Below are 26,356 nucleotides of genomic sequence, written 5' to 3' on the forward strand. Positions count from 1 at the left end.
AATTCACCATGGACATGACTTTCGATTTGAATGCACAAGCCAACAAAAATCGCAATACTGATGGGACAACGGAATTCCTTCGCGCCTTGTATCGTTCTGATGATAATGCGGCAATTAGAATGCGCGTAGATGACAGTTGTGATCGGTTTTTGAATGCATCAGATGCATCAGATGGTAACTCGATTTTCGACATATGTGCCAAATTTAAACATTTCGATATGCCCAGAGAGGGTATTTCTCTTGAAGCCTATCTGACCTCCCTTGAGCGCGATGTTCTGCCGCACTGTTCGCACCTTGCATCGCCACGTTATCTGGGCCATATGACCGCACCCATTCCGCAGTTTCTACCTGAAATCGGACGATTGATCCAGACTCTGAACCAGAACGTGGTCAAGATGGAGACAAGTCGCGGGCTCACGTTTCTGGAGCGACAGGTTATCGGCATGTTTCACCGCGAAATCTACCGTGGAAGCGATGTTTTCTATCAACGTTACTTACAGACACTCTCCTCTACGCTGGGCATTTTCACCAGCGGCGGCACACTGGCTAATATATGCGCGGTATGGACGGCGTTGCAGCGCGCTCAAATGAATACGCCGATTGTAGAATCAGACCGGTCGGCAGCAAAGATCCGGCCAGTTATCATTGGTTCCGAATTGATGCATTATTCGTTTGACAAGGCCGCTGAACTTCTAGGTGCCGAATTGTACAAAGTCCCAGTTGATAACCAGTACCAGATCAATCTAGGCGCGGTTGCACAAGCCATTTCCAGCTGTGAATCAGAAGGGCGCCGCGTCATATGTCTGGTGGCTGTCGCTGGATCGACGGACTATGGAAGTGTTGATCCGTTGCGTAAGCTGAGTGAATTAGCCAAGCGGGCAAATGTGCACTTCCATGTGGATGCGGCCTGGGGCGGGGGGCTAGTGTTGAGTGAAAGTAACCGTTATCTGCTTGAAGGCATTGAATTTGCGGACACGGTAACAATTGATGGGCATAAGCAGTTGATGCTGCCCATCGGTTGCGGCATTCTTTTTTTTCGCGACCCTGAATTATCCGAAATCACCATGCATCACGCGCCCTATGCGGTGCGGCCAACCTCTTTTGACCAGGGCAGGTTTACGCTGGAAGGCACGCGCCCCGCAACGGCGCTGTACTTGCATGCAGCCATGCATGTGATCGGTAAAACCGGTTATGACGTGTTATTCAGTGACTCGATGGCCCGTGCGCGCTACATGGCGCAGGCCATCGAGTCGCGCCCTGAGTTTGAATTAATTGTGGCGCCAACAATGAATCTACTGGCTTACCGCTACCTGCCTGAAGAGTACCGCAATTGTACGCTCTCCGCAGAAGACAATGAGGAGATTAGCGCCTTCAATGTCTCGTTGCAAAAGTTGCAACGTCAGAAAGGGGACAGTTTCGTGTCAAGAACTTTCCGGCCTGTACCACAGTACCAAGGTCAGTCTTTGACGCTGTTGCGAGCTGTGCTGCTCAATCCCCTGAGTACTGCTGCGGACATCGATTTCCTGCTGAATGACCAGGTTGCCATCGCAACACAGATAGACGAGAAGGAACACGGGCATGCACAGCAATGATATCGCCATTATCGGGTTGTCTGGTCGCTTTCCGGGCGGTCTGGACGTGCGAGGCCTATGGAATCGCCTCAGAAATTCTGAGTCCTGCATCAAGGGTATTGCACCGGATGCCCTGCGTGGGACGACGCACGAGAAGCATCTTGACGACCCGAACTACATCTTTCGTTGTGCAGTGTTGCCGCAGCCAGAATTGTTTGACGCCGATTATTTCCGCATGAATCATGCCGAAGCCATGATCACGGATCCGCAGCAAAGGGTATTTCTGGAGGTGTGCCACGAAGTCTTAAATCACTGTGGTCTGCCTGATCCGGAAAGCCAGGATATTCGTACTGGCGTGTTTGCCGGAACCAGTGTGAGTATTTACCTGTTGCATAATATCATGGGTTCCACCCAGTTTGCCAACCGGGACATTATGCAGATCCTGATGGGAACCGATAAGGATTTCATTGCGACCAGGGTTGCCTACAAGCTGAATTTGCGCGGCATCTCAATGACCATACAGTCGGGGTGCTCGACATCTCTTGTTGCGGTTCATCAGGCATGCCAGGCTCTACTGAATGGCGAACTCGATCTGGCGCTGGCAGGTGGTGCAACCATTACCGGGCTGGGAGAGGTTGGGTATCTGTACACGCCGGGTGGAGTCAGGTCCTCAGACGGCAGGTGTCGACCCTACGATGCGGATGCCGATGGCACGATATTTGGTGATGGCGTGGGAGCTGTTGCTCTGTGCCGACTGGAAGATGCACTGGCCAATGGCAGTAAGATTTATGCGGTGATCAAGGGCAGTGCAGTGAATAACAATGGCGCCGATTGTGCCGGGTTTGCTGCACCCAGTGTGAGCGGCCAGGCTCAAGTCATACGTGATGCCTTGCATAACGCCGATGTACGCGCCGAAGACGTGGCATTCGTTGAAGGGCATGGAACTGCAACTGCTCTGGGCGATCCGATTGAAGTACAGGCCCTGACGCTGGCGTATGGAACCTCACAGCGACAATATTGTGCACTGGGTTCAGTCAAATCCAATGTAGGCCACCTGGATGTGGCCAGTGGCGTTACAGGCCTCATCAAGGCCACACTGGCTTTGCATGATTGCTGGCTACCCGGGACGCTCAATTTCACACAGCCGAATCCGGCGCTGGAACTGGAGCGTACGCCATTTTTCATTTGTAATACGGGCGCGGCGCTTCCCCGGCACAGGCCGTTACATGCCGGCGTCAGTTCGTTCGGCTTCGGTGGTACTAATGCACATGTAGTTCTTGCGACGCCACCTCGCCGGACTTCTCGGCCATCCCGTCAGGACGCGCTTCTTTATTTGTGGTCAGCCCGTTCGAATACAGCACTGGATCGATACATTGAGACAACCCAGCAAAAGGTCGCGCAGGATCCTTCGATAGACCGTGGGGACGTAGCTTACACACTCGCTCACGGCCGGACACGATTGAAGTGTCGTGCTGCCTTGGCCGGGAACGATCTGCTCTCTCCACAAGCTGGCACAAACCTTGTTCGTGGCCAGTGTTCTGATAAACCGGTTCGGTTAGTTATGCTATTTCCCGGACAAGGCAGTCCATGGAGCAACGTTGCTAAGGACCTGTACCATCGGCACCAGGGGTTCCGCGATGAAGTAGACCGTCTTAGCGCTGAGTTCTCGCCTTTTCTCGGCACGGATTTGCGTCGCTGGCTGTTTCCGCAAGAAGGTGATCGTGTGCAGGCGGACGAATATGCTCAAATGACGCGTTGGAGTCAGCCTGCCCTGTTCGTACTGTGCCTGGGTTTGCGTAGGGTGTTTCAGGAAGCGGGTCTACACGAACAGGTTGTGGCAGGTCACAGTCTTGGCGAATTGATTGGTGCATACGCTGCCAATGCCTTGCCGAAAGCGGAGGCTGCCCGCGTTCTCGATGCACGAGCACGGCTGATGGAAGCGACCGGCTCCGGCGCCATGCTGGCACTTTCCCTGCCGCGCGAGCGGGTCGAAGTATTACTGCATGAGGAAGCAATTCATGCAGATCTGGCTGCGGTAAACGGCCCAATGCAAACAGTTATCTCAGGTTCAAAATCTGGAATAGACGCAGCGATGTCCTACTGTAAAACACATATGATCCGCTGTCGAAAACTGCCGGTAAGCCGGGGCTTTCACAGTTATCTGATGCAGAAAACTCTACCTGAGTGGCGTGAAACGCTCGATTTTGAGCCCGGACCGCTTACTGTCGCGTTGGCCTCGAACGTAAACGGAAGGGTTTTGCCAGTAGGACACGTATTAGATGCAGACTATTGGGTGCAGCATTTGCGTGGGACAGTGGATTTTGCAGGTGGCATTACTGACATAATGCATCAGGCGCAACAGCAGGGCGAAGAGCCGGTATTTCTGGAGGTTGGTCCTGGAAACGCAATGGGCACTCTAGTTCGCATGCACTATCCCTCGGCGTGCGTGATTTCCTGTACCGATCAGAACGATCAGATCACCCATGATTCCGTCATGAAAGCTATCGGTGCAGCCTGGGTAAAAGGCGTGACGTTTGATTTGAATTCAGTCATACCAAAGGGCAATGTGGTTGATCTGCCGGTACCTGCGCTGGATCGCCATGCCTTCTGGATTACTCCCGACGAGGATTCGCAGAACAGACCCGAAAACAGCGCAGCGGCTCCCGACCCGGCCCGCAGTCGACCACCTCAAACCGAATCTGGAATAGACGTGAAAGAAACCATGTTGCAAACATGGAAAAAAATCATCCTGAATCAGGACATCACGGTAGATGACAATTTCTTTGCGCTTGGGGGCGATTCGCTGCAAGCACTTGAGATCAGTCGTGAGCTGGCAAATAGCGGGATATCAATCAAGCCCACAGACATTCTGAAGACGCCGGTGATGAAAGACCTGCTTGTGCAATTGATGAGAGAGGCGAAACAAAGGTGCGTTTCTGAGACTCCGGTCGAATGTTCCACAGTGCAGCCAGCCCAGATGAGTGACGACGAAATGCAGTCCATGCTCCGGCAATTGGGTATGCATGTGGACGTAAATTGAGCCAACAATTGGAAGAATGAATGAGCAACGAAGCTTCTCACACTCAAGCTAGCAAATCCACGGCAACCATTTTGCTCTGCCTGTTTTTGACAGTGATGATGGATCAGGCTGGTGTCGTATTGATTGCGCCTTTGATTCCGGCCCTGCTTGAATCCATCACTGGTGACACCCTTGCACACAACACCGAAATTGCTGGTTGGCTTGTAGGAACTTACGGACTTATGCAGTTTCTCTTCGCACCAATCATGGGGTCCTTGTCAGACAGATTTGGTCGACGTCGTGTATTACTGGTCTGCTTTGCCATCTTTGTCCTTGACTACCTGATTTTTGCTATTGCCGACAGTATCTGGGTATTGTTTCTTGGCCGCGTTATTGCCGGCATCACTGGCTCATCGCTAGTCGTTTCTATGGCAAGTATTGCCGATATCAGTGAGAAGCACAACAAAACTCGCAATTTTGCCTATATGTATGGCGCCATTGGTTTGGGTATGATTGTGGGGCCGGCGATCAGCAGCGTAACCGTTGGCTACGGACTCAGGGTACCGTTTCTGGTGGCGGCACTCATGTGTGCATTTTGCTTTTTCTTTATCCTGTTTGGATTCCGAGAGCCGCTGAGCGACGCAAGCCGGCGTCCTTTCAAAATAGCCAACCCAATGAATTCCATCAATAAGTTTAGAAAATATCCAGGTATGTCCTGGCTGTTTTTGACCCACTTCTGCATATTGCTAGCGTTTCAGGCACCGCTGGTCTTGTGGGCGTTCTTTACTAAATACCGTTTCTCCTGGAATGAGCAGCAAATTGCTAACTCTCTGGTTTTGATTGGTGTACTCATGGTTCTGGTGCAGACAGTGGTCGTGGACTTTGCCTATAAAAAATTGGGTAATCGAAAGTCATGTTTTGTCGGATATGCAATGTTTGGAACGGGCATGTTATTGATTGCTGTGTCAGTTCATCCGTGGTTCTTCTATCTGGCGCTCATTCCATATACGCTTGGGTCTGTCAGCAATGCGGCGATCAACAGCATTTATTCAAATGCGGTGCTGCCCTCCGAGCAGGGCGAAATACAGGGTGCTCTGGTATCTATTGCAAGTGTGGCAAATGCAATCGGTCCGATAGTCGTCAGTTATCTGTATAGCGTTGGCGTGCAAAGCACTTGGACCTATGGAGATGCGCTTCCATTCATCGGGGCCAGCCTGTTGACTGCGTTGAGTGGATGTTTTTTTTATCGAGGCAGTTCTACACTTGTGCGATCAAAGTCTTAATTGATTGCATTTAATAAAAATGCGGAAGACTCGCAGAACAATGAGTTTGGTCGCAGAAGCTGGGTGCAATACCAGACTCTTCAGCTATGGTCTTGCTCCATGTCCTACGTCGAACTCAGTATTGAAGAACGTGTCACTCTCCTGGTGGGCCGTGGCCAAGGCATGAACCCGAGGCAAATTTCCCGGATCTTGGAGCGAGCTCCATCTACCCGTTTCCCGTGAAATACGCCGTAACCAGGCTGAGTTTTCAGGTATCGTTTTGGAAGCTGTTGCTGGTTTTTTTTGGTGTAAGCCCCTGAAACCTTAATACTTTAAGCTACTTTCATTTATACCACGTGAGACATTTAGGTTAGAATATAGCAGCCCAGGCTATTAATATAAATTGCAACAAGTCTTCATTAAAATTAGGTTGTCATTGTGATAAATTCAATAAAAAAAGCCGCCATATTCAAGATGCCTATTTTTACTCTATGGGACCGCAAGACGACTAGTATGTATTTATGCAATTTTTGAAGGAGATGGATGCTTATTTTGTATTGACGCATCCACTTGGGTATGCTTCCGAATCTTTGATGCCTGAGCGTATTGTTGCACCTTGGTACGATTTACTGTGTGCATCGGAAAAGCAGCGAGCTCACGCATTTCGTTCCGATACATTGCGACGTGACTTCATTATAGCGCATGGCCTATTGCGCATGTTTCTAGCCTGGACAATGCTAGAGCCCGATCCGAGTAAGCTGCAGTTTGTTGTGTCAGCGAGGGGCAAACCTATGTTAGATCCTTCGGTGCATCACCAGGCGCCTGAATTTTCTCTTTCGCACAGTCGTGCGCATTTGGCGATTGCTGTTGGCGCTGCCAAGTCAAGTGTAGGCGTTGACGTCGAGAGTTTGCCATTGGAGACGTATGTTGAATTGGCAGATACGGTGTTGGCCGGTCCGGAATACCTTATATGGGAAGCCGCGCCAGCAGATGAAAAGGCTACTGTTTTCCTGCGCTATTGGACTCGCAAGGAAGCCTATTTGAAGTTTACGGGGCAGGGCCTGGTCGATGATTTGCACGAAATAGACACTTCGCAAAAGATAGTCCGGGTAAACGGGCTAGGATCGGGGTGTCGGGTGTGTACGTTGGACCTTGCCCCTGCTAGCCTGGAGTGGGCCAGTAGAGGCGTGTCTGGAAGGTTGCCATCGTCGGTAATCGCTCTGGCGGGCGCTGTACCGCCGAAAGCACTGTTTCATTTTTACTTTCAGGCAGGATCCTTTGTCAGAGCACCAGCATTGGTGGTCTGCTGAATTGAATCGAACAGTTGCAGCATGGTTTGATCGGAAGGATAGTGCGAGTCCTGTTCCTGTACGATGAGTGTTGCATTGGGCAGCAGGTCTACCATGGCCTTTACACTTGAGAATGGAACTTCGGAATCGTCTTTGGCATGCCAGAAGGTCATGGGTAGATTTAGCTGCGTTTGGTCAAGTCCCCAGGGCTGGTAGATTAATTTACACTCGCGGGCCATAGGCAGGCAGTTTTGCTGCAACTGCCATTGCAGCATGTCCAGATAGTCAGCCAGCAGAATCCCGCTTGCATGATATCGGGCATCCCAGGCAGGTGGTGCACTAGGGTCTAAGGAAGTTTGGTCTACGGTCTGTTGGAATTCACGAATGCCTTGTGTGATCAGGGTTCCCAACTCGGCCTCTGGTGTGTTTTGAGAGATATCTCGGTTTTGCTTCAAGGGCTCTTCAATCTCCAGGCCATGTTGTTCGAGAAGATTAATATCGGGAATGCCACTTAATATCCAGACTCCTGCAATGCGGTCTTGGTACCGATTTGCCAATGCATGGGCAAAAGGCGCGCCTGCACACAGTCCGATCACGCCAAATTTAACTATCTTTTCCTGCAGTAGCAGCGGCTGCACTATATCTGCGAATGTCTCCAGTCGTTTGATCTCAGGATCAAGATCTGAGCCATTGAAACCGGGCCTATTGATAGTAATTAGCGCAATACTAAAGCTGGCTGCAATTTCCTTTAGTGGTTTGGACAACGGGTAGGCACCTACTCCACCGTGTAGCATTAGCACCGGGAATCCATGGGCCAGCCCTTCAATACGGTAGCTGACGCGTAGCCCTTTCGCCGTGTGGTAGTGTTTTTGAGCGATGGTGCTTGCGGTATCACTACCCGTTATTTCACTACGTTCTCGCAGATCTATATGTTCGCAAATACGGCTCAACATGTCCTTCATGACATCCGTTTCGCGCAGGAAGAAGTGACCTCCGGGATAGCGGGTGTGACCTGCCCATCGGGTGCTGTACTTTTCCCAATTTTGCATCGCCATAGGCATATTGGTGTCGTCGTCGTCCGCGCCGCTAAAGACCAGCAGCGGAATATCGATTGGGTCAGGAGTTTCTTGCGACAACACATCGTTCATATGGAAGTCGTTGCGTATGATAGGCAAAAAGAAATCCATGATTTCCGTATTTTGCCGAATGTCGTCTGGCAGACCACTGTATTTCGTGACTTCATCAATGAATTGCTCGCGAGGAAGTTCATGGCGCTTACTATCCCGTTCTACATGCTCTGGCGGGGGACGTCCGCTTATGACAAGCAATATAAGTCGATCCAGCTGACCAAGTGCTTTCAGGCGAGCAACGATGCACCATGCGATAGCTGCGCCTAAGCTATGTCCAAACAGGATGAACGGCCTGGTGTCTGCGACGATGGCGGTAGTGATATCATCAACAATCTGATTAGGGCTGTGGGTGAGTGGTTCGTTTATTCGGGTGCCGCGGCCTGGGTATTCGACCGCCTTGACCGTCAGCCAATTAGGCACTGCCTGGCTCCACGCTGCATACATGGATGCGCTGGAACCCGCAGAAGGAAGGCAATATATGCAGCATTCTGCGGTTTGATCGTAATTAGCCAGGGGAAATAGATTGACAACGGATTGAGGGGAATCAAGCATGATTGTGTCCAACAGTTTTCTTTGACAATGTATCGTTTTGAGCGCCATCCAGATAATAGGCCAATTCTCCGAGACGTGGAAATTGGTAAATGATATCGAGCGGAATCTCAGGGCAAGCCAGTGTTTTTCGAAGCTTGAGCGCCGCTGCAGCGGCAAGTAGCGACTGTCCGCGATTGGCGAAAAAGTCGAAATGGCGACCAATATCCGCAACCGATATTTTGAACTGCTCTGAATACAGTTTTGCCAATACCTGTTCTGTTGCGGTTGTGCATGGTTCGAAGGCAACTTTTTGAGCCGTGTTGGTGATCTTCTTCTGCAGCGTCGCACGATCAATCTTCAGATTCCGGTTCAAGGGCCATTCTGTAATAAACTGAATGCTCGAAGGCAACATATGTTCAGGTAGATGTTTCTTTAGCATAGACCGTAGTTGGGTGTTGCTTTGTTGCGAAGCAGTGAGTCCACGGATAAAGGCATGTAGTGAAATGCCAAAAACTTGGTCATTGCTGGTGAGCACTATGGCTTCTCGTGCCTTTAATACTTGGCAAAGAGTGTGTTCGATTTCGCCCAGCTCGACGCGGTAACCGCGGACCTGTATCTGCTGGTCGTAGCGTCCGATGAAATGAACTAATTGGTTGGTGTCGATGTAGCAGTTGTCTCCTGTCATATAACCGCCATATCGGTAAGCACGGTCATTTGTATCGGGCCGATTCAGGTAACCGCCTCCCACACTGGCGCCGTGCAGCCACAGCTCACCAGACACACCACGAGGCACCACCAGCCCATCATGGTCACGCAGGGCAATGTCGACGTTGTCTACAGGCATGCCGATAGCCGTGTTGTGACCAGTTTCATGAACGGCATTGAACAGCGTGATAATAGCCGCTTCAGTCGGTCCGTACAGGTTGAAAAAACGTCGTGTTTCCCCCCACATTCTGGCGACCAGAGGGGGGCAGGGTTCACCGACAGTCATAAGTGTGCGCAGTGTTGGGACTACGTCGAGGGTTAGCGTTGCGGCCATAACCGGGGGTAGGCAGGCGCAACTGATCGCATGCTCTTTGATAAAGTGTTGTACCAAGTCAACGGATGTCTTCATCGTGTCCGGCAATATCTCTAGTGTACTACCGGCAGCGATAGCCAGGGCGGATTCAAGTAGCGATACATCGAAGTTAAGCGGCGCAAACTGCAATACTCGCTGCCCAGGGACATCCATGAGCCGGTCACAAAGATTCATGATGGCATGTACGCTGCGATAGGTGTTGATTGATCCTTTGGGCTGGCCCGTGGAGCCGGACGTATAGATAATGTAAGCTGGTTCGTCTTCGGGAATCTGTTGCGCTGGATCAGTGTTTGGTAGCTGGATGTCCGCAGATTGTGCGTGTAGCGCGTCGTAAGTAACTGTCCTGACAGGTGACGTCAACTGCAAAGCATGCAGTGTTTGAGTGTCGTTGACGATAATTGTTGAAGGGGCCGCATCCTCAATGATAAAACGCAATCGTTCCGGAGGATAGGACGTATCCAGAGGTAAATAGCATGCGCCGCATTCCAAGATGGCGAGCATGCTGCTTAACCCCCTCGCGTCGCGCGGTAAGGCAACGCCTATAATATGGCTGGGCTGCGCACGCAGATTTTTTGCCATGGTCCGAATATGTTGCGACAATTCGGCATAGGTAATCTCGCTGTGCGTGTCGCGGATAGCAACTATGTTGGGTGAATGGAGCGCATTATGATGTATTCGCTGACATAGAGTATCCCGACCCTGGTTGGTGGGGCCGGCCGGTGTGGGGTGAAGCCTGCTGAGGTGGTCGATTGCCTGCATAATCGTTGTTTCTGGTTTGTCAGCCATATATAGAAGCAGATTCTTCAGGTAATGCACCATGTCCTGTGCAATGCCAGGCTGCAGTCGATCGACATGATAGGAGAGCCGGATGTGTTGCAGATCACACTTGGCGACGGCTGGATAGGCGACCCGTTCGGGCGTTTCGTGATTGGTGACGTGCATGACGCTTTCGTCCGAGGTGTCGTTTCCACTGGTGTGGACGAAGCTGTCTGAAATAAGTAATGATTCAAATAGCGGGTTGTCGCTGCCGCTGGTGACATGATCTGGTAAGTGCTCCAGGATGCTTGTCAGCGGTAAAGCCGAATGCACCTGGTAGTCAACCATGTCGCTGCTTAGCGACAGCAAAAATGCCTGTAATGGTGTGTCTCTGTTTATGGTTGCGTTGATCGGGATTGTATTGATCAGCGGCCCCACAATACTCTGGCTGCCGGGCAGATCTAATGGACGTATGGAGTAAGCGCTGCCGAAAGTCACGTTTGAACGAGCGCAATAGACATGTAGAAGGATCAGCCATGCAGCACTGACAAGAATATTGCCTGTGATATGCGCCGATTTGCAGAAGGATTGCAAGCGCACACTTTCTGCCTGACTGAAAGTGTCAGTGAGGAAACGGTAGCGCTCGTCCTGACGCTTGCCTGCCGCGAGCGAACGGGGGAAGATTGTGCCGCTGTCGATCTTACTCAGGGCCTGTGTCCAAAACTGCTTTGCACTTGTGAAGTCCTGTTGCCGGATCCAGTCAATGTATACCTCAAAACCTGCCGGAACTGGAAGCTCAGGTTCCTTGCCCTCAATATATGCCAAGTATCCAAAGGCCATTTCTTCAGTCAGCAAGGTAAAAGACCAGCCATCCATGATCGCATGATGCATGGTGATGACAATATGGCGCCGTTGCGGATTTTCTTCAAGCACTGTTACGCGGGCCAGTGGCGCTGCGTCTAGTTTAAAACCCTTTTGCCCATCTTCTTCGATGAACTGTTGCAGTTGTTTGTCAGCGTGTGCCTTTGTGCCGGGAGCCAACGGTATACGTTCAATGCGCAAGTTTGCTTGATTAAGAACTACTTGCCAGATATCCGACTGGTTTTCCCAAACAAAGGCTGAGCGCAGGGCGGAATGCCTTTGGATCAACCACTGCCAAGTTTGCTCGAATGCATCCAGATCGAATTTTCCGTCGACGGATAAATGGAGTTGTTCGACGTAGAGCTGGTTATCTGTCTGCAATAACGAGCTGTTTAGCAATGCTTTTTGTAAGTCTGATGGTATAAACGTTTTCTTTACGGAAGTTTTTGCCGGTTCGATTGAAGGCATATACGACTCTCCGGAAGATAGCATGATTGACTGATCACAGACATGCCGTAGTCAGGATAAATGAAATTCTTTGCAAGCAAAAAATGCAGCTCGCAATTTGTTCGGGGCGGGCGATAACAACAAGAATTATATCATTTACACTTTTAATAGTATACTATATGATAATAGTTCGCATGTAGATTATCATTATCATCAAGCAGGTCTTATAGTTTGTAGAGGTTTTATACAATCTACTTATGATATGGGCGCAATGCTTTAGGTCTTACGGGTTGAAGCCTCATGACAAGTCAAACACAGATGTTAGGCGAGGAAGCGCCACTTAGCAGCAGTGTTCGGTATTCGGAAAAAGTGTTTGTGCCTCTGATGCTTTTGGCGGGGCCGATAGTGTTATCGATGCTGTTGCAGATGGCCAATAGTTTCGTTGAAACCATGATGGCAAGCCGTAGCGGTATGCAAATGCTTGGCATTATTTCAGTCGGGACACTGATCGAGGCTTTGCCTACGGCATTTGTTAGCGGTTTAGTATACGCGGTCGTGCCGGCGGTGAGCAGAATGAAAGGAGTGGGGGCCACTGCCAGCATCATGCCGTTTCTGTGCCAGGCGATCGTCGTGTCTGTGGGAATTTCGCTGGTTTTCGGCGCGCTCATTGTCGTGTTTAGCGAAAGCGCCATGATCATATCTGGCGTGACACCTGATCTTGCGGATGGGGTCAGGACTTATCTCTATTTCGTACCCTTGTTCATTTTGGGAAATGTGCTCTTCCTGCTGGGTCGCAACTTTGCTGAGGCTTTCAGTTACCCCTTGCTAGTAACCGCGTCGGTGCTGGCTGGGCTTGGGGTAAAAACACTGGTGATCTACGCCATCGTACTGGGACATTTTGGGTTCCCGCAAATGGGAGTCGTCGGGTTTGCACTGTCGAGTGTCGCTTACTATTCAACAATCAATGTGATTCTATTGGTGTTCAGCCTATGGCAGCACGAGATACGTTTGATCTGGAAAACCCCAGTGGGGCTAGAAGACTGCTCTGCTCGCAAGCTGCTGTTTTTTACAAAATCAGGCCTTCCCGTTGCATTCAATTTCGTTTCCGATTTATTTATTCTGAGTATCATGGGCGTTTCCATTTCTTCATTGGGTGTGCAAAGCATCGGGGCACATTCTTTGGCGTTCAATATCTTGGGAATAGCGCTGGTGGGAACCGGCGGTATGGCTATGGCCGCATCTATTCTGATCGCGCGGTCCAGTGGCAGTATGGATTCACGCGGGTTAATTGCCATGGCGGCCAAATGTTTGATTGTCAGCCTGTTATTAATGTTGATGCCGGCATTGCTTCTCGGCTTCTACCCGGAACCTATCCTGCAACTGTATGACCCCGACGCGGCGTTATTGCCGCTGGCGCGGCAACTGGCGCAGTTGCTTCCCTGGCTCCTGATGATCCTGACGACGACCACTGTTGCCGCATTTTTGTTGCGCGGTTTGGACGATGGCGTTGCGGTCATGCTGATTTACTTGGTCGTCTCTTGGTTGGTGTGGCTTCCTTTTGGTTATGTCCTGGCATTTACGGACATCCTGGTCCCGCGTATGGGCGCGGCAGGATGGTGGTACGCCTATCTGTTGAGCCAGTGTTTTCTGGCGATTGTTTTGTGCGCGCGCTTATCATGGGTACTGCGCAGGATTGACAATCGCGTGCCTGAAACTGTGGTGGTCAATGTGGTTTAAACCTTCATTTAGCGCATGGAATGAAACGATGGAATCAAAAATAAACAAAGGGGTGCTTCCTATCCGGGTGGCGATTTTAACCGCGTTAGGAGCAGGAGTAGGGATGGTGTTGCCCAATTCTGCGTCGGCACAGTTGCAGCAGGAATCAGCCGAATTACTGACCTCTTCGGTGCGAGCGTCTTTACCTCAACAGACTGCAACGCCCGTTGGCACGACGTCTGCCGGAACTGAGCCAGGGGTCGAAGCACTGGAGCCGATTATTGTTCAGGGATTCGGTTTTCATCAGGAGATTGCAAAGACCGCTGGATCGATTGCCGTTTTGCGTAGTGATGATATTGAAGCGATGAATCTGACGGAGCTATCCGAATTGAATGCGCGCGTTCCGGGCGTCACCTTGGTCAGCTCATTGACCGGCGGGCCCAAGTATCCCTATATACGCGGTATTGGTAAGTTCTCGGAAATTTTTGGTCGCAGCGTTGCGGTCAATATCGATGGCATTCCCCAAAGTCTGGTGGAATTGCAAAATCCGGCCATTTCAGGTGATGTCGAACGGATTGAAGTGCTGAAGGGGCCGCAACAAATTTTGAACGGGCACAATGGTCTGTCAGGTGCCATCAATATTTTTACCAGGCAGCCGCAAGAGTCCGAGGGCACCCTGGGTTTCGGGTTGGGATCGGACGGTTACGTCAATACAAATGCTCGTTATCATCATGTGTTTAACGAGGAATTTTCATTGAGCGGCGCATTTTCGATGAATACGGACGATGGCTGGCTGACCAATGTGCGTACCGGCAATACTACAGCGGACCGGGATCGTAAGAATTTTTCATTGACAGGTATCTTTACGCCTACAGATCAAACCAGGATTGTGGCCAATGCGTACGGCTACAATTACCGGGAGAGCGGACCGCTGCTGGTTACTGTCAATCCCCAAACCATGCGTCCTTACCAACATTACAATTCCTATGTGGGCGTGATTGGCGAGGAGCTGGACTTTGGAGAGTTGAGCCACGACACAGATGATTTCACTTACTCGCAAGTACGGGGGGCGAGCGTTGATATTCGTCATGATCTGAACGGAGTTGAATTCCAGTCTACTACCGGGTGGACGTCTTACCGTGATAATGGTTTGCTAGATGTGGACGGCGGTGATCACCCCTTACTGCAATCTGAAATGTCTACGAGTCAGGATAATCACCTGCTTAGTCAAAATCTTCGTTTCAGTAGCAATACAGATGCTGACCTGCAATGGATTGCGGGCGTGGATGGCTATTACAATCGTTATGATTCCACCAAATTAATATTGGGGATGGGTGATATCGATTATGGAACAAATCAGACACAACAAGGGGTGGGCATTTACGGTCAGATGCCATGGTCGCTCAATGAAAAGTTTGATCTCAGGCTGGGTGCAAGATATCAAATCGATAAAACATATGGTGTAGGAAAAGGATTTCAGGACGGAGAAAGCCTCTCTGTGACTGACAAGACGCTGTTGCTCTCGGGCGTTGCGACCTGGCACCTGAACGATCAGTCTCTGGTGTATGGTAGCGTAGCGCAAAGCTATTACCCGACCGGCATTTATGTCATTGACCAGCTTTCGACCTATCATAAGGAAGAAGGGGTAACGGCCGAACTGGGATTTAAAGGACGCTGGTTTGATGACCGTTTATACACTTCCGTGGCGCTTTACGAGTCCCGCTCGAGTAACCCCGTTTATACTCTGGCGTCGCCGTATTCCGTTTGGAGCGTGGACCAGCAGCGCAATCGCGGTTTTGAGGCCGAAGTCAATCTCAGGGTAACACCTGAGTTGGAGGTGGGCGCATCGTACAGCCGTTCCGATCCGGTGATTACCCGCTGGGATGATCATCCCGAACTGGAGGGCGTGCGACCGATGCAAGTGCCCTTAAGCCAGGCTAACGTGAATGCGACATACCGCCGTCATTTTCCGATAGGAAGTGTGACTTCACGCATTGATGTCAATCATATGGGTTCCCATTATGGAGATAATGCCAATACCTACAAGGCGAGGGGGTATACCCTGGCAGACCTATCAGTCGGGCTGGAGCGAGGTCCGCATGCCTTGACCATTTGGAGTAAGAATATTTTCAACAAGCAATACTATTCCCTTGTGTCATGGACAAACCAGTTTGAGGCCCAGGCTGCATATGGTCGAGGTCGCTCGGTGGGTATTAACTATAGTCTGAAATTTTGAATGATGCGAACACACAAGAGATGGTGATGTGGTAATGAAAAAAGACGAGGCGACGGATAGGAATAAACAACAGTCGACCCCCCCCGAGGGGACGCACAGCCCCGGGGTCTGGGAGCTGATCCAACCCATTCGAGCGCGTATGCGCTGGGTATATGCATGTTCGGCTCTCTCTACAATCGCCTCGTTGAGCACAGCACTAATTCTGGCATTTCTGATCCTGAATCTTGAAGAGAATGCGGTTACGCATGCGGGATACTGGATCGTTGCGATGGTTGCCTGCGTGGTACTTTCATTTTGTCTGCGCTTGGCCGCTTTCTACTTATCTCATCTGGCAGCGTTTCGTCTGGAAAATATCCTACGCAAACAACTGAGTGCGCACTTTGCCCGTCTTTCCAATGCGACGATACGAAAACAGGGAACCGGGGCAATGTCCAAAGTATTGGTTGATGACATCCGCGATCTACACGCTTTCGTGGCCGACACGACACCGATGTTTCCACGCGTAATGATTGCGCCGCTTTTCACATTGGGCTTTCTCGTTTGGCTGGACTGGCGGCTAGCCCTAGTGGTGATTGTGATTCTGGTGACCGTGATGCTTTATCTCAGACGGGTCGCGGCCAATAATAGCCAGGCTACTCACGTTTATGGAGAAGCCCGTGAGGAAGTGAATGCGTCGATTGTGGAGTTCATCCAAGCAATGCCGGTGGTGCGTACATTTGATGGGGGGCATTCGACGTTTAGTCGCTATCAGAATGCGCTGGACCGGTTCTCCGCGTTTGTGTCGCGGTGGTACCGCGAAGTGGCCAGTTTCGGCAATGTGCTGATGGTGCTGCTCAATCCGCTGTTCACTTTGACTTTTCTACTGTGGATCGGTGCCTTGTTCTACGGAGACGGAACGTTGGAACTTTGGCGCTGGGTGGGCTTTCTGCTGGTGAGTGCCATACTGGCGGAAACCATCTTACCCTTGCTGTTTATGCAATCGACTCTTCAGAAAATTGCAGAGCCGGTTGAGCGCATTTATGAATTTAACAACTTGCCGACTATCCGGGAAGTTGCTGCTGATAAGGCCAGCAAGCCAGCCGACTATAGCATCGAGTTTGACGGCGTTTCGTATGCCTATGACGAAGCCGGCGAGGCTGCGCTGGAGCAGGTATCTTTTAGTGTGCCGCAGGGCACAGTGACTGCGCTGGTCGGGCCTTCGGGTGCCGGAAAGAGCACGCTGGCCGCGATGCTGCCGCGCTTTCAGGATCCCGACCAAGGCGCTATACGGATAGGCGGGGTGGACATCAGGGATATGACGTTTGATGATTTGTCGCAAATCGTTGGCTTCGTATTCCAAGAGAATTTTCTTTTTTCAGGTAGTATCGCAGACAACATCCGATTGGGCAGTCCCGATGCGTCAGCCAAGGACGTGGAACAGGCAGCCAGAATTGCCCAAGCTCACGATTTCATTATGCCGTTGCCAAAAGGGTACGACACGCCGGTCGGAGAGCGTGGAGTATTTCTTTCTGGGGGTCAGCGCCAGCGTATTACAATCGCCCGAGCAGTATTGTTGGATCGACCGATTCTCGTGCTCGATGAAGCAACAGCCTATGCCGATCCCGAAAATGAAGTTGCTATCACGCAGGCGTTATTTGCATTGATGCGGTCACGTACGGTCATAGTGGTTGCACACCGCCTGTCGCTGATTCGTGATGTCGATCAGGTCGTAGTTCTAGAAAAAGGCCTGCTCCGTGAACGTGGGACGCACGATAAGTTGCTCGTCCAAAACGGATTGTATTATCGCATGTGGGAGCAACGTACGCGAGCTCAGGGCTGGTCAATTCGTCAGTCCTTTATTGATACTTCGGGCCAGGAGCCGTCAGTATGAACACAACCGAAATAGCCATGGAGAATCGCAGGTTCGCGCCAATACGAAAAACCTGGGAATCCCTGATGCGTACTGCGGGTGATCGGGCCCAGTCATTGCGGTCTAGTATCTTTAAATTAGGTTTGTCAGCGGTTCTGCAAGGTTTGGCGTTGGCTAGCATATTACCGTTGATTGACGCGCTGTGTATTACTCATGATATGAACAGTGCGCTGGTCTGGTTAAGCATTTTTACGCTTTGCTTTGCATTTTCAGCGGCGCTGCGATGGCGTGCCTATCATTTTGAGTTCCGTGGCGAGATGATCATGATTACGCAGTTTTTGCGTACCGAGCTTGGGCGCAAGATGCGTCAGATGCCGTTGCAGGATATTCAGGGCGCGCGCTCAGGAGAGTTGATCCATACGCTACTGACCAGTGTGGATAGTACTCTGTCCTATGTTCTGGGTGTGGCCAACGCGATTTTTACGTCGCTGCTCGTGCCGATTATCGTCGCTATCGTTTTGCTTGCATACGACTGGCGGTTATCGTTAGCGCTGCTGGCCGTTTTTCCAGCAATCGTGTTTTTCTACCACCGCAGAAGACCGGCCTTCGGTCAATCGGCGCGCGGCGTTGATGAAGCGCATAAGGCATTATATTCAGATGCGGTGGAATATATTCAGGGCTTGGCTATTTTGAAGGCAGTAGGGCAGGAGAGCGCACAGCGTCATCGCTTGCAGGCCCGATTCGACGATCTGGAAGCCATGCAGCGAAAGGATACACAACTGGGCTCCAGTCCTAATCTATTGATGACGAGCATGGTTGAGCTGGGGATGCTGACGGTGATGCTGCTTGGTGTTTATCTGGTGATGATCGGGCAATTGCCGTTGGCATTACTTGGCGCGTTTTTAGTTATTGTCATTCGCTTTGCCGAACCATTATCCAGTCTGGTGTTATACACCTATATGTTTGATATGCTGGAATCAGCGATGGGCGATCTGGATACCTTGAGAGCGCAGCCTAATCAGGTTGTGTTTGAACCGCAACAGCAGCCCCGGGATTATGGAATTGAGTTCAGCCAGATGTCGTTTCAGTATGCCAATAGCAATAAGGTCGGTTTGTGTGATGTCTCCTTATCTATTCCTGAACGCTCCATGACGGCTATCGTCGGGCCATCGGGGGCCGGCAAAACGACATTAATGAAACTAATGCAACGTTATGCAGACCCTCAGTGTGGGGCGATACGGATTGGTGGCGCCGATATCCGTCACATGAGCGCAGCCGAATTAAGCGGGCTTGTGTCGGTCGTTTTCCAGGATGTCTATTTATTTAACGATACGGTGCTGCACAACATTCATATCGCCAGGCCGTCGGCAACCCGGGAAGAGGTACAGCAAGCGGCTCGCCTGGCTAATTGTGACGAGTTTGTGCAGGCCTTACCGCAAGGCTATGAGACTATTGTGGGCGAACGCGGCGGGAATCTGTCGGGCGGAGAGCGCCAGCGTATCAGTATTGCACGCGCCATTCTCAAAGATAGTCCTATTCTTGTACTGGATGAGCCCACCGCATCTCTGGATGTAGAGAATGAAACGCTAGTGCAGGGCGCGCTGAATTATCTGGTGAAGAGTCGTACCGTCATAGTGATTTCCCATCGGCTGTCCACGGTGCAGGGAGCAGACAGGATTGTTGTGCTCGAAGCGGGACGTGTAACCGAGTGTGGTAATCACAATGCGCTGATGGCACGGCAGGGTACCTACTATCGTATGCAAATGGCGCAGTGTTCTACTGCATAGTCCGGTGAAAGCCGATCTGATGGAAAAAAGACCGGTATTTTCTTGTTTCAATCTTGGACTCAAGCAATAAGTGCAGCACCTGGGGTATTTAGAGCTTCTGAGCACTCTCCCAGTAACACTTGTGCCAGCATCCTATATAGCCAAGTCGTTTTCGCGGTCATTCAGCTTTTCGACCACCCGTCTCACCTCGGCATCGGTGACATGCCGAAAGTCCGTTCCAAAAACTGCTTTCAGGCATTCCTGATCGCATAGCACGCTAAATCATGAGTGATGCTCGACCTGTCACCACCGTCTACCGAGAAACTGATTCCCAGCGATCATATCCATCTGCGTGATCAACCTGTACGTCGATTCTCTCGACCTCGAAGCTCTTAGCTTTGAACGTGTGAGGCTGGCGACCGCACGCTCGGGCTACCATCCTACCGACATGCTGAGGCTCTAGCTCGACACCTGCAGCAAAGCCGCTGAGTGTATCGACATCAATCAAAGCGGCAAGCTGGAATTGGTACGCCTTCCGCATATCGAGGAAGCGCGAGTAGACGATATAGTAGAAGGGCGTCAGTAATAATGTCCATGCCAGAAATTCATGAACCAATCTGCCTTATCAAAATGCGCGAAAAACCCCGTACTTCTAATAGCGTGGGCCGCACAAGCGGCCCTAGGTAGGCCTGCTCTGCTGTTCAATGTATTGCCTCACGATAGAAATAGGCGCCCCGCCAACGCTGCCAGCAAAATAGCTAGGGCTCCAAAGGGCGTTCTTTCTGTAAGCAGTCTGGATTAGTTCAGGGTGGTACAGCTTCATCTGACGGCTGGATACACCTTTCAAACTGTTGACCAGCCGAGACACCGCCACCTTGGGTGGGAAGTTGACCAGCAGATGTACGTGGTCTTCCTCGCCATTGAACTCTTCTAGATCTGCCTCGAAATCTTTGCATACATCGCGCAATATCCTTTCCAGCGTGGTGAGTTGGGTTGCGTTAAACACCTTGCCGCGGTACTTAGTGACGAAGACCAAATGAGCGTGCATAAGGGAAACGCAGTGGCGACCTGTTCTGATAGCTTGTTTGTTGTCCATAGACCAAGTATACTCTAAGGCATGAAACAGACCAAGACCCTCAAGGTCAGAGTGAAGGACAAACACGCATCAGAGCTGAACCGCATGGCTCGTAGCGTGAAGAACTACTTGAACGAACTGTCATCCCGAACCATTCGGGAGAATGGTCTGTTTCTGTCCGCCTACGACATGCACCCCTATACCAAAGGTGCCGGCAAGGACCTCGGCCTGCACAGCCAGACCTTGCAGTGTGTTGCCGCCGAATACGTCGTCCGTCGCAAGCAATTCAAGAAGACTCGCCTACAGTGGCGTAAGTCTCGGGGTGTGAGACGCTCACTTGGCTGGATTCCGGTCAATACCGGCGCGGCCAAGTGGAAGAATGGGCAGGTATTCCACAACGGCAACCATTTCAAGGTCTGGGATAGCTACGGCCTGTCGAAATACAAATTCCGCTCAGGATCCTTCAACGAAGACAGCCTGGGCCGCTGGTACTTCAACGTCGCAGTTGACGTAGAGGTCAAGCCATCTACTGGGCAGGGAGCTGTCGGCATCGACCTTGGGTTAAAGGACGTAGCTACCTGTAGCGATGGCTCCAAGATGGAAGAAGGTCGGTTCTATCGTGACCTTGAGCTGATGAAAACAGGATTCCGTGCCGCCCTGATCAAGGTAGAGCAGCGATCAGCTTACTACGAAGCGTTGGATACTGCGCACTATACCAGCGATTACGATCCTTTCGTTGACGCTGCTTTGTGACAGCGTGGAAAACAGCTTTGAGCTTTACGGGTGGGCGCTGGTCACTGATGTGCAATTGGATAGCAAATGAGCTTTTGATGATAATTCTAAATAAGGTTTTGAGGTTACCCGCTTTTGGTGCTTTGATGATTTCATCATGACTGTATCTAACCAGGAGAATGCTGTCTCATCTCTCAGAATAGCCCTCCAGCGCAAACGGATTTAGAAACTGCCTACCCCATAGAAAGTCACGATCGACCTGGCTTAGGTCAGCCTCATCGCAAACAGCATCCCAATAATCATGGATGATCGCAATCTGGTGATTGATGATTTCACGGGCCTGAGTCCGGCTAAGACCGAGCCGCTCTGCGGCTGCCAAACAGTGGATTAGCTGACTGCGACGTTCCTGGTCATACAACAGCATCGCCTGGGTGGCTTCGCCACCGGTACGTGACTGCGGACAGATATCGTAGGCCGGAGTTAGTCGATAGTGCATACCATCCCAGAAGGCAGCATGATTACGTGCATGGTCGTCGGTATTTCCGCAAAGTACGTTGAAGACGATGCGGCTGAACAACTCGACCAGTGTTTTCCCCGGCTGGTTGAATTTAGATCGGATTCGATGGGCGAGATCTTCATAGCTGGCATAGCGGGCCATCATCTCGTCCAGACCGAGCAGCGTGAGAGCAGAGAGCACAATGTGTCTCCCCCAACCATCAGCTGTCTTCATTCTGTCGAAGCGTTCAATCAGCAGTACATCCTTGCCTAATGAGCGGGCCATCTTGATGGGCGCAACATCCAGCCCCGCCTGCTGGGCGAGCCGCATGGCGACAAATTCCGCCTTCACTACGCTGTAAAGGTCGGTACTAGAAGAGAACTTTGCCACCAATTTGCGATCCTGATCGTTCAACAGAGCCTTAGGGCGGGCACCGCCGATACTGCTGCCATGCTGAATGGCCAGGTCTAAGGCTGGGGGCAGCGGTTCTCCAGCCTCTACATACGCTGAGGCTTCTTGCAATTCATCCAAGGTGGCAACTTGGTTCTCTTGTGGTCGGTAGTCAGTGGGCGATTGCTGTAAATCTAACGCACCGATTCTATCCGAGCCAGATTCGAGCAGATAGACTAACTCATTGAAGTCGACACCATTAGCCTTATCGCCTTTTTGCCCCGTAAGACGGTTGATAATGACGCGTCGCCCCCAAGCGTCTGGTGAGGCGTCACGTAGGCAGGAAGGTAACGCACCGTCTACTTTCTCCTGGTTTCCGGGACGAAGGGGGAGCTCTTCGGGGAATAGGCTGATCGCATCAGGGCGTGTAAGGTAACTACGACCATAGGTAAAGCGATAGTGGTCTTGATCATCGCGTTCGACAAGACCGGCGACCACTGGAAATGTCTGTCTGGGAAGCCAGATCCAAACGTAGGCGCGTCGACTAGAAATCATCATCAATAGGCTCTTGTGGCTGGCGGTGAACCCGCTTGGGGAGCAATGTTAGCCGGTCTCGCTGGATCGTTTGTTCGCGGTTTAGTGTGTCCAGATCATTGGTGAATAGCGAAACGCCGACCAACGCCGCAGCTTCGAAATAAGTTCCAATAGCCACTCGGGATGAGCCTTTGGCGACCTGACGGATAGTGACCACGCCAACACCAACCCGATCAGCGAGCTCGTCGCGGGTCCACCCTTTATTGAGTCTACCCTCTTCGATCAGTCCGGCGAACAGACGCAGGGAGAGGGAGGCTTTAGGGCTGAGGGTAACATGCCGTGTTTTCATATCGACACTATAATATATATATCTTTTATTATCGACAATATAATGTCGATTTATTACATTTTTACCTTAGAGAACAACTTTGAGCCTTACTGGTGGGCGCTGGTCACTGATGGGTAATTGGATGGCAGATGAGGTTTTGAGGTTAACTGCTTTTGGTTCTTTGATGATGTCATCATTTTCTGCCCAGGCAGATGTTGCGATCGTAACCTGTAACATTAAGCACATAGGGTGGATTTACGGTAAGGACTTCGCGACTTTGGGTGAGATAGGCAACAGTTTCGATTTGCTCGCTGTGCAAGAAGTGATGAGGTAACTGCTCCCCGCCCTAATGGGTGGGGCTTCCCTCTTCAACGGCTGCTACCGACAACGTGGCGGATTTACGCGAGCTTCGATGGGCAAGTCCTTCAGCCTTCAACTTCAAGATACCTTGATGCTTGATCGTTGATGTCCCGGTCGTAACGTGTATGGCAGGTGGAGCGACTACTGAGACGCTTAAAACTTATGTTCAGTGGCACCAGGCACCAGACTAGAACTGCGAAGAAGGGGCTGAAAATCTGCATCTTTCGTTGGAGCAGGCATCGGGTGAACCTTGAGGATACGTGATGAGTCACCTGATCGGCCGCAGCAGCTAAAAAGAAGCGTATGTGTTTTTTGGGGTGAGAATCGTAAGTTTAAGCATCCGGTGGAGACGCTGTGTTTTTCGACGGTGCTGGTGTCTTTTCATAGGAGCCGTACTCAGCGCTGTTTACCGATTGAGATACCAGCGAGAGCGATATATTTGCAATCGCCTACGTGCATATTCTGTATGGAGACAGTGTGCGCGACCGGCTGCCTATTGGCAGTGGTTTGGGTGAGGTAGCCTGTCCTGGTGTGCCTCGTATACTGGCAGGTGACTTTAATCTTGATAGTGAGCACCTTTGGCTTTGACACGCTTTTGGATTTTGGATTTTGAGGCAGCATACGAGGATAGCAGAGGCGATGTCGATGGTCTGCTCTGGGAATCACTTGATGCGCTCGTTACTGTCAGTGGCTAGAGTTACAACCGCGTAGAGGACATTACCTTTTCAGGGTTTGGCTTGCGATCTTTAAAGGATATATGGAAAGGGAAGAAGGACTAAAGGAAAGAAGAAAGACTCAAAAAAGTCTATCAATTACAGAAATTTAGCGATAAAATCCGTCCAAATAATACATAGAAACCTGTCCGATTCGTACATAGAAACCCGTTCACTCCGTACATAGAACGTGGGTGCCTTGTCTTACTGTCCTGGGTAATCTGTACAGAGCGTACATAGACCCGATCCTTCTTATTCGCTTTGGAGGCTTCAATCAGAAAGGGTTTATCCCCCGCGAGATGTTTCATGCTGCAAAATGTGTACAGATCATACAAAGAAGAATCGACTGTGCTTCGCTACACTCGGTTCAACTGTAGTGGTCAAGTAAAACTGGCCACCGGTTTATAGTTAACCCAGTATTTTTCCTCTGCCTGATTTGGACTCATACCACCGTTATGTTGGTGAGGCCTAAGCTGGCTGTAATACCCGATTAAATAGTTCACGATATGATGCTGCCCCTGCAAGAATGAGCGATAGCCGTACGTTGGCACCCATTCAACTTTTAAGCTCCTGAAGAACCTCTCCATTGGCGCATTATCCCAGCAGTTCCCACGTCGGCTTAGGCTTTGTTTTATCTGACATTTCCAGAGCGTCTGACGGAACTTGCGGCTCGTATAATGACTGCCCTGATCGCTGTGGAACATAACACCTTTTGGCCGCCCACGACTCTCATAAGCCATTTTTAATGCACTGCTGGTGAGTTTGCTATCGGGTGATAACGACATTGATCAGCCAATCGTTTTCCTAGCAAATAAGTCCATGACAACGGCTAGATAAGCCCAGCGATTGCCAGTCCAGATATACGTGACGTCGCCACACCAAACCTGGTTGGGTGCCTCGACGTTAAACTGTCGCTCTAAGTGGTTCGGTATCTCAACATGCTCATCACCTGTTTTCTTGTAGGTGTGCCCAGGAACTTGGCAGCTCACTAAACCAAGTTTTTCCATCAGGCGGCCAGCGCGATAGCGGCTTAACGGAATATTCTGCCTTGTCGCCATCTCTGCAATGCTGCGCGCACCTGCCGAGCCTTCGCTCTCGCGAAATAGTTCTCTGACCTTGGCTATTTCCTTGGCTTTCGTGGCACACACAGGTCTTTTTGAACGTTGCCTCCAGTATTTAAAGCTGCTGCGATGCACGCCAAACACGTCACACAGTTTTTTTACCGGGTAGCTCGTCTTGAGTTTCTCGATCAGCGAGAAGTGTTCAGGGAGTCCGACATCAAGAGAGCGGTGGTAGCCTTTTTTAAGATATCTTTTTCCATCTCAATGTAACGGATGCGCTTTTCAAGCTCGCGAATCCTGAGCTGATCGGGTGTCATGGGCGTAGCTTTAGGGCTTTGGCCATCACGCTCTTGGCGTAACTGACGAACCCATTTATCCATGCTCGAATACCCCACATTCATGGCTTCAGCCGCCTCTCGAACCGTATAGTGTTGATCAACGACTAGCTGTGCTGCTTCGAGCCGGAATTCAGGGCTAAAGTTACGTTTTGGTCTTGTTGCCATGCTGCCACCTAGTGATGTCTTGGTGCATAGTAGCACCTCTAATTAGGTGGCCAAATTCACTATGCCACTACATCGGTGACGGCATTAATGGTGCCGTTGGAAAGTTCGATATCATACAGTTCGGCAATATGAGCCCGGATGTCCTGATAGCTGTTGCCGAGCGCAAACAGGGCGATGATCTTGCGCTCCAGCTCATCGGTAAGATTGTAGATAATGACACACTGTGTAGAGCGGTAACGGCGGTGATACGCAACACATGCACATTACTGCGTGTCGCTACGTTTAGGTACTTAACGTGGATAAATGATGGCTGCGGTGATCATGAGTTTGACTAGATAGCCTGGGGCGGCCAGGCGAGATTCACCACGGGCGCGCGCTGGGGCGTGGCCTGCGGGTACCCGTGCATCCCATACGGCATTCATTGCTTCAAAATCTTTCATGTCGGCTAGCCAGACGATGGCCTGCAGAATATGTTTAGGCGAAGAGCCTGCTTCTTTTAGTAGGCGCTCTACTTCGGCTAGAGCTTGGCGGGTTTGTTAGGGGGCGCTCGCCACATTTCCCTACCCCTACTTGGCCTATAAGATAGAGCATGTTGCCATGCACGACAATTTGGCTCATGCGGGGGGAGGTGTTGTGGCGTTGAATGCACATGG

The 26,356-nt window shown here is 50.9% G+C and carries 14 protein-coding genes and 5 pseudogenes; 10 read left to right on the forward strand and 9 right to left on the reverse strand.

Annotation, left to right across the window (positions count from 1 at the left end; genetic code table 11):
• Positions 1-8: 8 nt before the first annotated feature.
• From ACQE2I_RS18540 to ACQE2I_RS18560, 5 genes and pseudogenes are all read left to right on the forward strand, one after another.
• Positions 9-1,592 (forward strand): aminotransferase class V-fold PLP-dependent enzyme, encoded by a 1,584-nt coding sequence (locus ACQE2I_RS18540; protein ID WP_192536189.1) that lies wholly within the window; start codon positions 9-11, stop codon positions 1,590-1,592.
• Entirely contained in the window at positions 1,579-4,611 is a 3,033-nt protein-coding gene (locus ACQE2I_RS18545; protein ID WP_192536190.1) for a type I polyketide synthase, read from the forward strand. Before ACQE2I_RS18540 ends, ACQE2I_RS18545 begins: the two co-directional genes overlap by 14 nt.
• Before the next feature lie 20 nt (positions 4,612-4,631).
• Positions 4,632-5,873: an MFS transporter gene (locus tag ACQE2I_RS18550; RefSeq protein WP_192536191.1), complete on the forward strand. Its 1,242-nt coding sequence runs from the start codon at positions 4,632-4,634 to the stop codon at positions 5,871-5,873.
• A 99-nt stretch (positions 5,874-5,972) separates the two neighbouring features.
• A pseudogene (locus ACQE2I_RS18555) lies at positions 5,973-6,111 on the forward strand (helix-turn-helix domain-containing protein); the annotation flags it as partial.
• A 262-nt stretch (positions 6,112-6,373) separates the two neighbouring features.
• Positions 6,374-7,162, forward strand: a complete 789-nt coding sequence (locus ACQE2I_RS18560; protein WP_301398647.1) for a 4'-phosphopantetheinyl transferase family protein — start codon at positions 6,374-6,376, stop codon at positions 7,160-7,162.
• Here ACQE2I_RS18560 and ACQE2I_RS18565 read toward each other — a convergent pair.
• Both ACQE2I_RS18565 and ACQE2I_RS18570 read right to left on the reverse strand, forming a co-directional pair.
• The gene (locus ACQE2I_RS18565) at positions 7,117-8,835 is read right to left on the reverse strand and encodes an alpha/beta fold hydrolase (RefSeq protein WP_193057363.1); all 1,719 of its coding nucleotides are present in this window, start codon (positions 8,833-8,835) and stop codon (positions 7,117-7,119) included. The two genes, ACQE2I_RS18560 and ACQE2I_RS18565, sit on opposite strands and share 46 nt — an antisense overlap.
• Complete coding sequence (locus ACQE2I_RS18570) at positions 8,816-11,965, reverse strand: AMP-binding protein (protein ID WP_192536195.1); 3,150 nt, start codon at positions 11,963-11,965, stop codon at positions 8,816-8,818. Before ACQE2I_RS18570 ends, ACQE2I_RS18565 begins: the two co-directional genes overlap by 20 nt.
• Before the next feature lie 279 nt (positions 11,966-12,244).
• Here ACQE2I_RS18570 and ACQE2I_RS18575 point away from each other — a divergent pair, with 279 nt between their 5' ends.
• From ACQE2I_RS18575 to ACQE2I_RS18590, 4 genes are read left to right on the forward strand one after another with little or no spacing between them, the layout of a single operon-like run.
• Positions 12,245-13,681, forward strand: a complete 1,437-nt coding sequence (locus ACQE2I_RS18575; RefSeq protein WP_192536196.1) for an MATE family efflux transporter — start codon at positions 12,245-12,247, stop codon at positions 13,679-13,681.
• A 28-nt stretch (positions 13,682-13,709) separates the two neighbouring features.
• Positions 13,710-15,896: a TonB-dependent receptor gene (locus ACQE2I_RS18580; RefSeq protein ID WP_192536197.1), complete on the forward strand. Its 2,187-nt coding sequence runs from the start codon at positions 13,710-13,712 to the stop codon at positions 15,894-15,896.
• A 34-nt stretch (positions 15,897-15,930) separates the two neighbouring features.
• Positions 15,931-17,766 carry an ABC transporter ATP-binding protein gene (locus tag ACQE2I_RS18585; RefSeq protein ID WP_192536198.1) on the forward strand — a complete coding sequence of 612 codons (1,836 nt, stop codon included), beginning with the start codon at positions 15,931-15,933 and terminating at the stop codon, positions 17,764-17,766.
• Complete coding sequence (locus tag ACQE2I_RS18590) at positions 17,763-19,532, forward strand: ABC transporter ATP-binding protein (RefSeq protein WP_192536199.1); 1,770 nt, start codon at positions 17,763-17,765, stop codon at positions 19,530-19,532. The genes ACQE2I_RS18585 and ACQE2I_RS18590 overlap by 4 nt, the downstream gene beginning before the upstream one ends.
• 59 nt (positions 19,533-19,591) lie before the next feature.
• Here the strand turns inward: ACQE2I_RS18590 and ACQE2I_RS18595 are convergent.
• Both ACQE2I_RS18595 and tnpA read right to left on the reverse strand, forming a co-directional pair.
• Positions 19,592-19,751 (reverse strand): annotated as a pseudogene (locus tag ACQE2I_RS18595) (IS30 family transposase); the annotation flags it as partial.
• Between the two features lie 439 nt (positions 19,752-20,190).
• Positions 20,191-20,607: an IS200/IS605 family transposase gene (gene tnpA / locus ACQE2I_RS18600; RefSeq protein WP_192536200.1), complete on the reverse strand. Its 417-nt coding sequence runs from the start codon at positions 20,605-20,607 to the stop codon at positions 20,191-20,193.
• A 21-nt stretch (positions 20,608-20,628) separates the two neighbouring features.
• Here tnpA and ACQE2I_RS18605 point away from each other — a divergent pair, with 21 nt between their 5' ends.
• Positions 20,629-21,339, forward strand: a complete 711-nt coding sequence (locus ACQE2I_RS18605; protein WP_225734486.1) for a hypothetical protein — start codon at positions 20,629-20,631, stop codon at positions 21,337-21,339.
• A 166-nt stretch (positions 21,340-21,505) separates the two neighbouring features.
• On the opposite strand, the gene ACQE2I_RS18610 is transcribed toward ACQE2I_RS18605, so the two are convergent.
• From ACQE2I_RS18610 to ACQE2I_RS18630, 5 genes and pseudogenes are all read right to left on the reverse strand, one after another.
• Complete coding sequence (locus ACQE2I_RS18610) at positions 21,506-22,762, reverse strand: type II toxin-antitoxin system HipA family toxin (protein ID WP_192536201.1); 1,257 nt, start codon at positions 22,760-22,762, stop codon at positions 21,506-21,508.
• On the reverse strand, positions 22,749-23,087 hold the full coding sequence (locus ACQE2I_RS18615; RefSeq protein WP_193057445.1) for a helix-turn-helix domain-containing protein: 339 nt from the start codon (positions 23,085-23,087) through the stop codon (positions 22,749-22,751). Before ACQE2I_RS18615 ends, ACQE2I_RS18610 begins: the two co-directional genes overlap by 14 nt.
• Before the next feature lie 1,432 nt (positions 23,088-24,519).
• Positions 24,520-25,703 (reverse strand): annotated as a pseudogene (locus ACQE2I_RS18620) (IS3 family transposase).
• Between the two features lie 71 nt (positions 25,704-25,774).
• Positions 25,775-25,906 (reverse strand): annotated as a pseudogene (locus ACQE2I_RS18625) (IS256 family transposase); the annotation flags it as partial.
• 87 nt (positions 25,907-25,993) lie between these two features.
• Positions 25,994-26,354: pseudogene (locus ACQE2I_RS18630) on the reverse strand (RidA family protein).
• Between the last annotated feature and the right edge of the window lie 2 nt (positions 26,355-26,356).

Source organism: Halomonas sp. H2, assembly GCF_050215315.1.
Classification (GTDB): Bacteria; Pseudomonadota; Gammaproteobacteria; order Pseudomonadales; family Halomonadaceae; genus Vreelandella.

Coding starts and splice junctions, on each gene's coding strand:
- ACQE2I_RS18540 (WP_192536189.1), top strand. CDS start 9: ATGGACATGACTTTCGATTTGAATGCACAAGCCAACAAAAATCGCAAT.
- ACQE2I_RS18545 (WP_192536190.1), top strand. CDS start 1,579: ATGCACAGCAATGATATCGCCATTATCGGGTTGTCTGGTCGCTTTCCG.
- ACQE2I_RS18550 (WP_192536191.1), top strand. CDS start 4,632: ATGAGCAACGAAGCTTCTCACACTCAAGCTAGCAAATCCACGGCAACC.
- ACQE2I_RS18560 (WP_301398647.1), top strand. CDS start 6,374: ATGCAATTTTTGAAGGAGATGGATGCTTATTTTGTATTGACGCATCCA.
- ACQE2I_RS18570 (WP_192536195.1), bottom strand. CDS start 11,965: ATGCCTTCAATCGAACCGGCAAAAACTTCCGTAAAGAAAACGTTTATA.
- ACQE2I_RS18575 (WP_192536196.1), top strand. CDS start 12,245: ATGACAAGTCAAACACAGATGTTAGGCGAGGAAGCGCCACTTAGCAGC.
- ACQE2I_RS18580 (WP_192536197.1), top strand. CDS start 13,710: ATGGAATCAAAAATAAACAAAGGGGTGCTTCCTATCCGGGTGGCGATT.
- ACQE2I_RS18585 (WP_192536198.1), top strand. CDS start 15,931: ATGAAAAAAGACGAGGCGACGGATAGGAATAAACAACAGTCGACCCCC.
- ACQE2I_RS18590 (WP_192536199.1), top strand. CDS start 17,763: ATGAACACAACCGAAATAGCCATGGAGAATCGCAGGTTCGCGCCAATA.
- tnpA (WP_192536200.1), bottom strand. CDS start 20,607: ATGGACAACAAACAAGCTATCAGAACAGGTCGCCACTGCGTTTCCCTT.
- ACQE2I_RS18605 (WP_225734486.1), top strand. CDS start 20,629: ATGAAACAGACCAAGACCCTCAAGGTCAGAGTGAAGGACAAACACGCA.
- ACQE2I_RS18610 (WP_192536201.1), bottom strand. CDS start 22,762: ATGATGATTTCTAGTCGACGCGCCTACGTTTGGATCTGGCTTCCCAGA.
- ACQE2I_RS18615 (WP_193057445.1), bottom strand. CDS start 23,087: ATGAAAACACGGCATGTTACCCTCAGCCCTAAAGCCTCCCTCTCCCTG.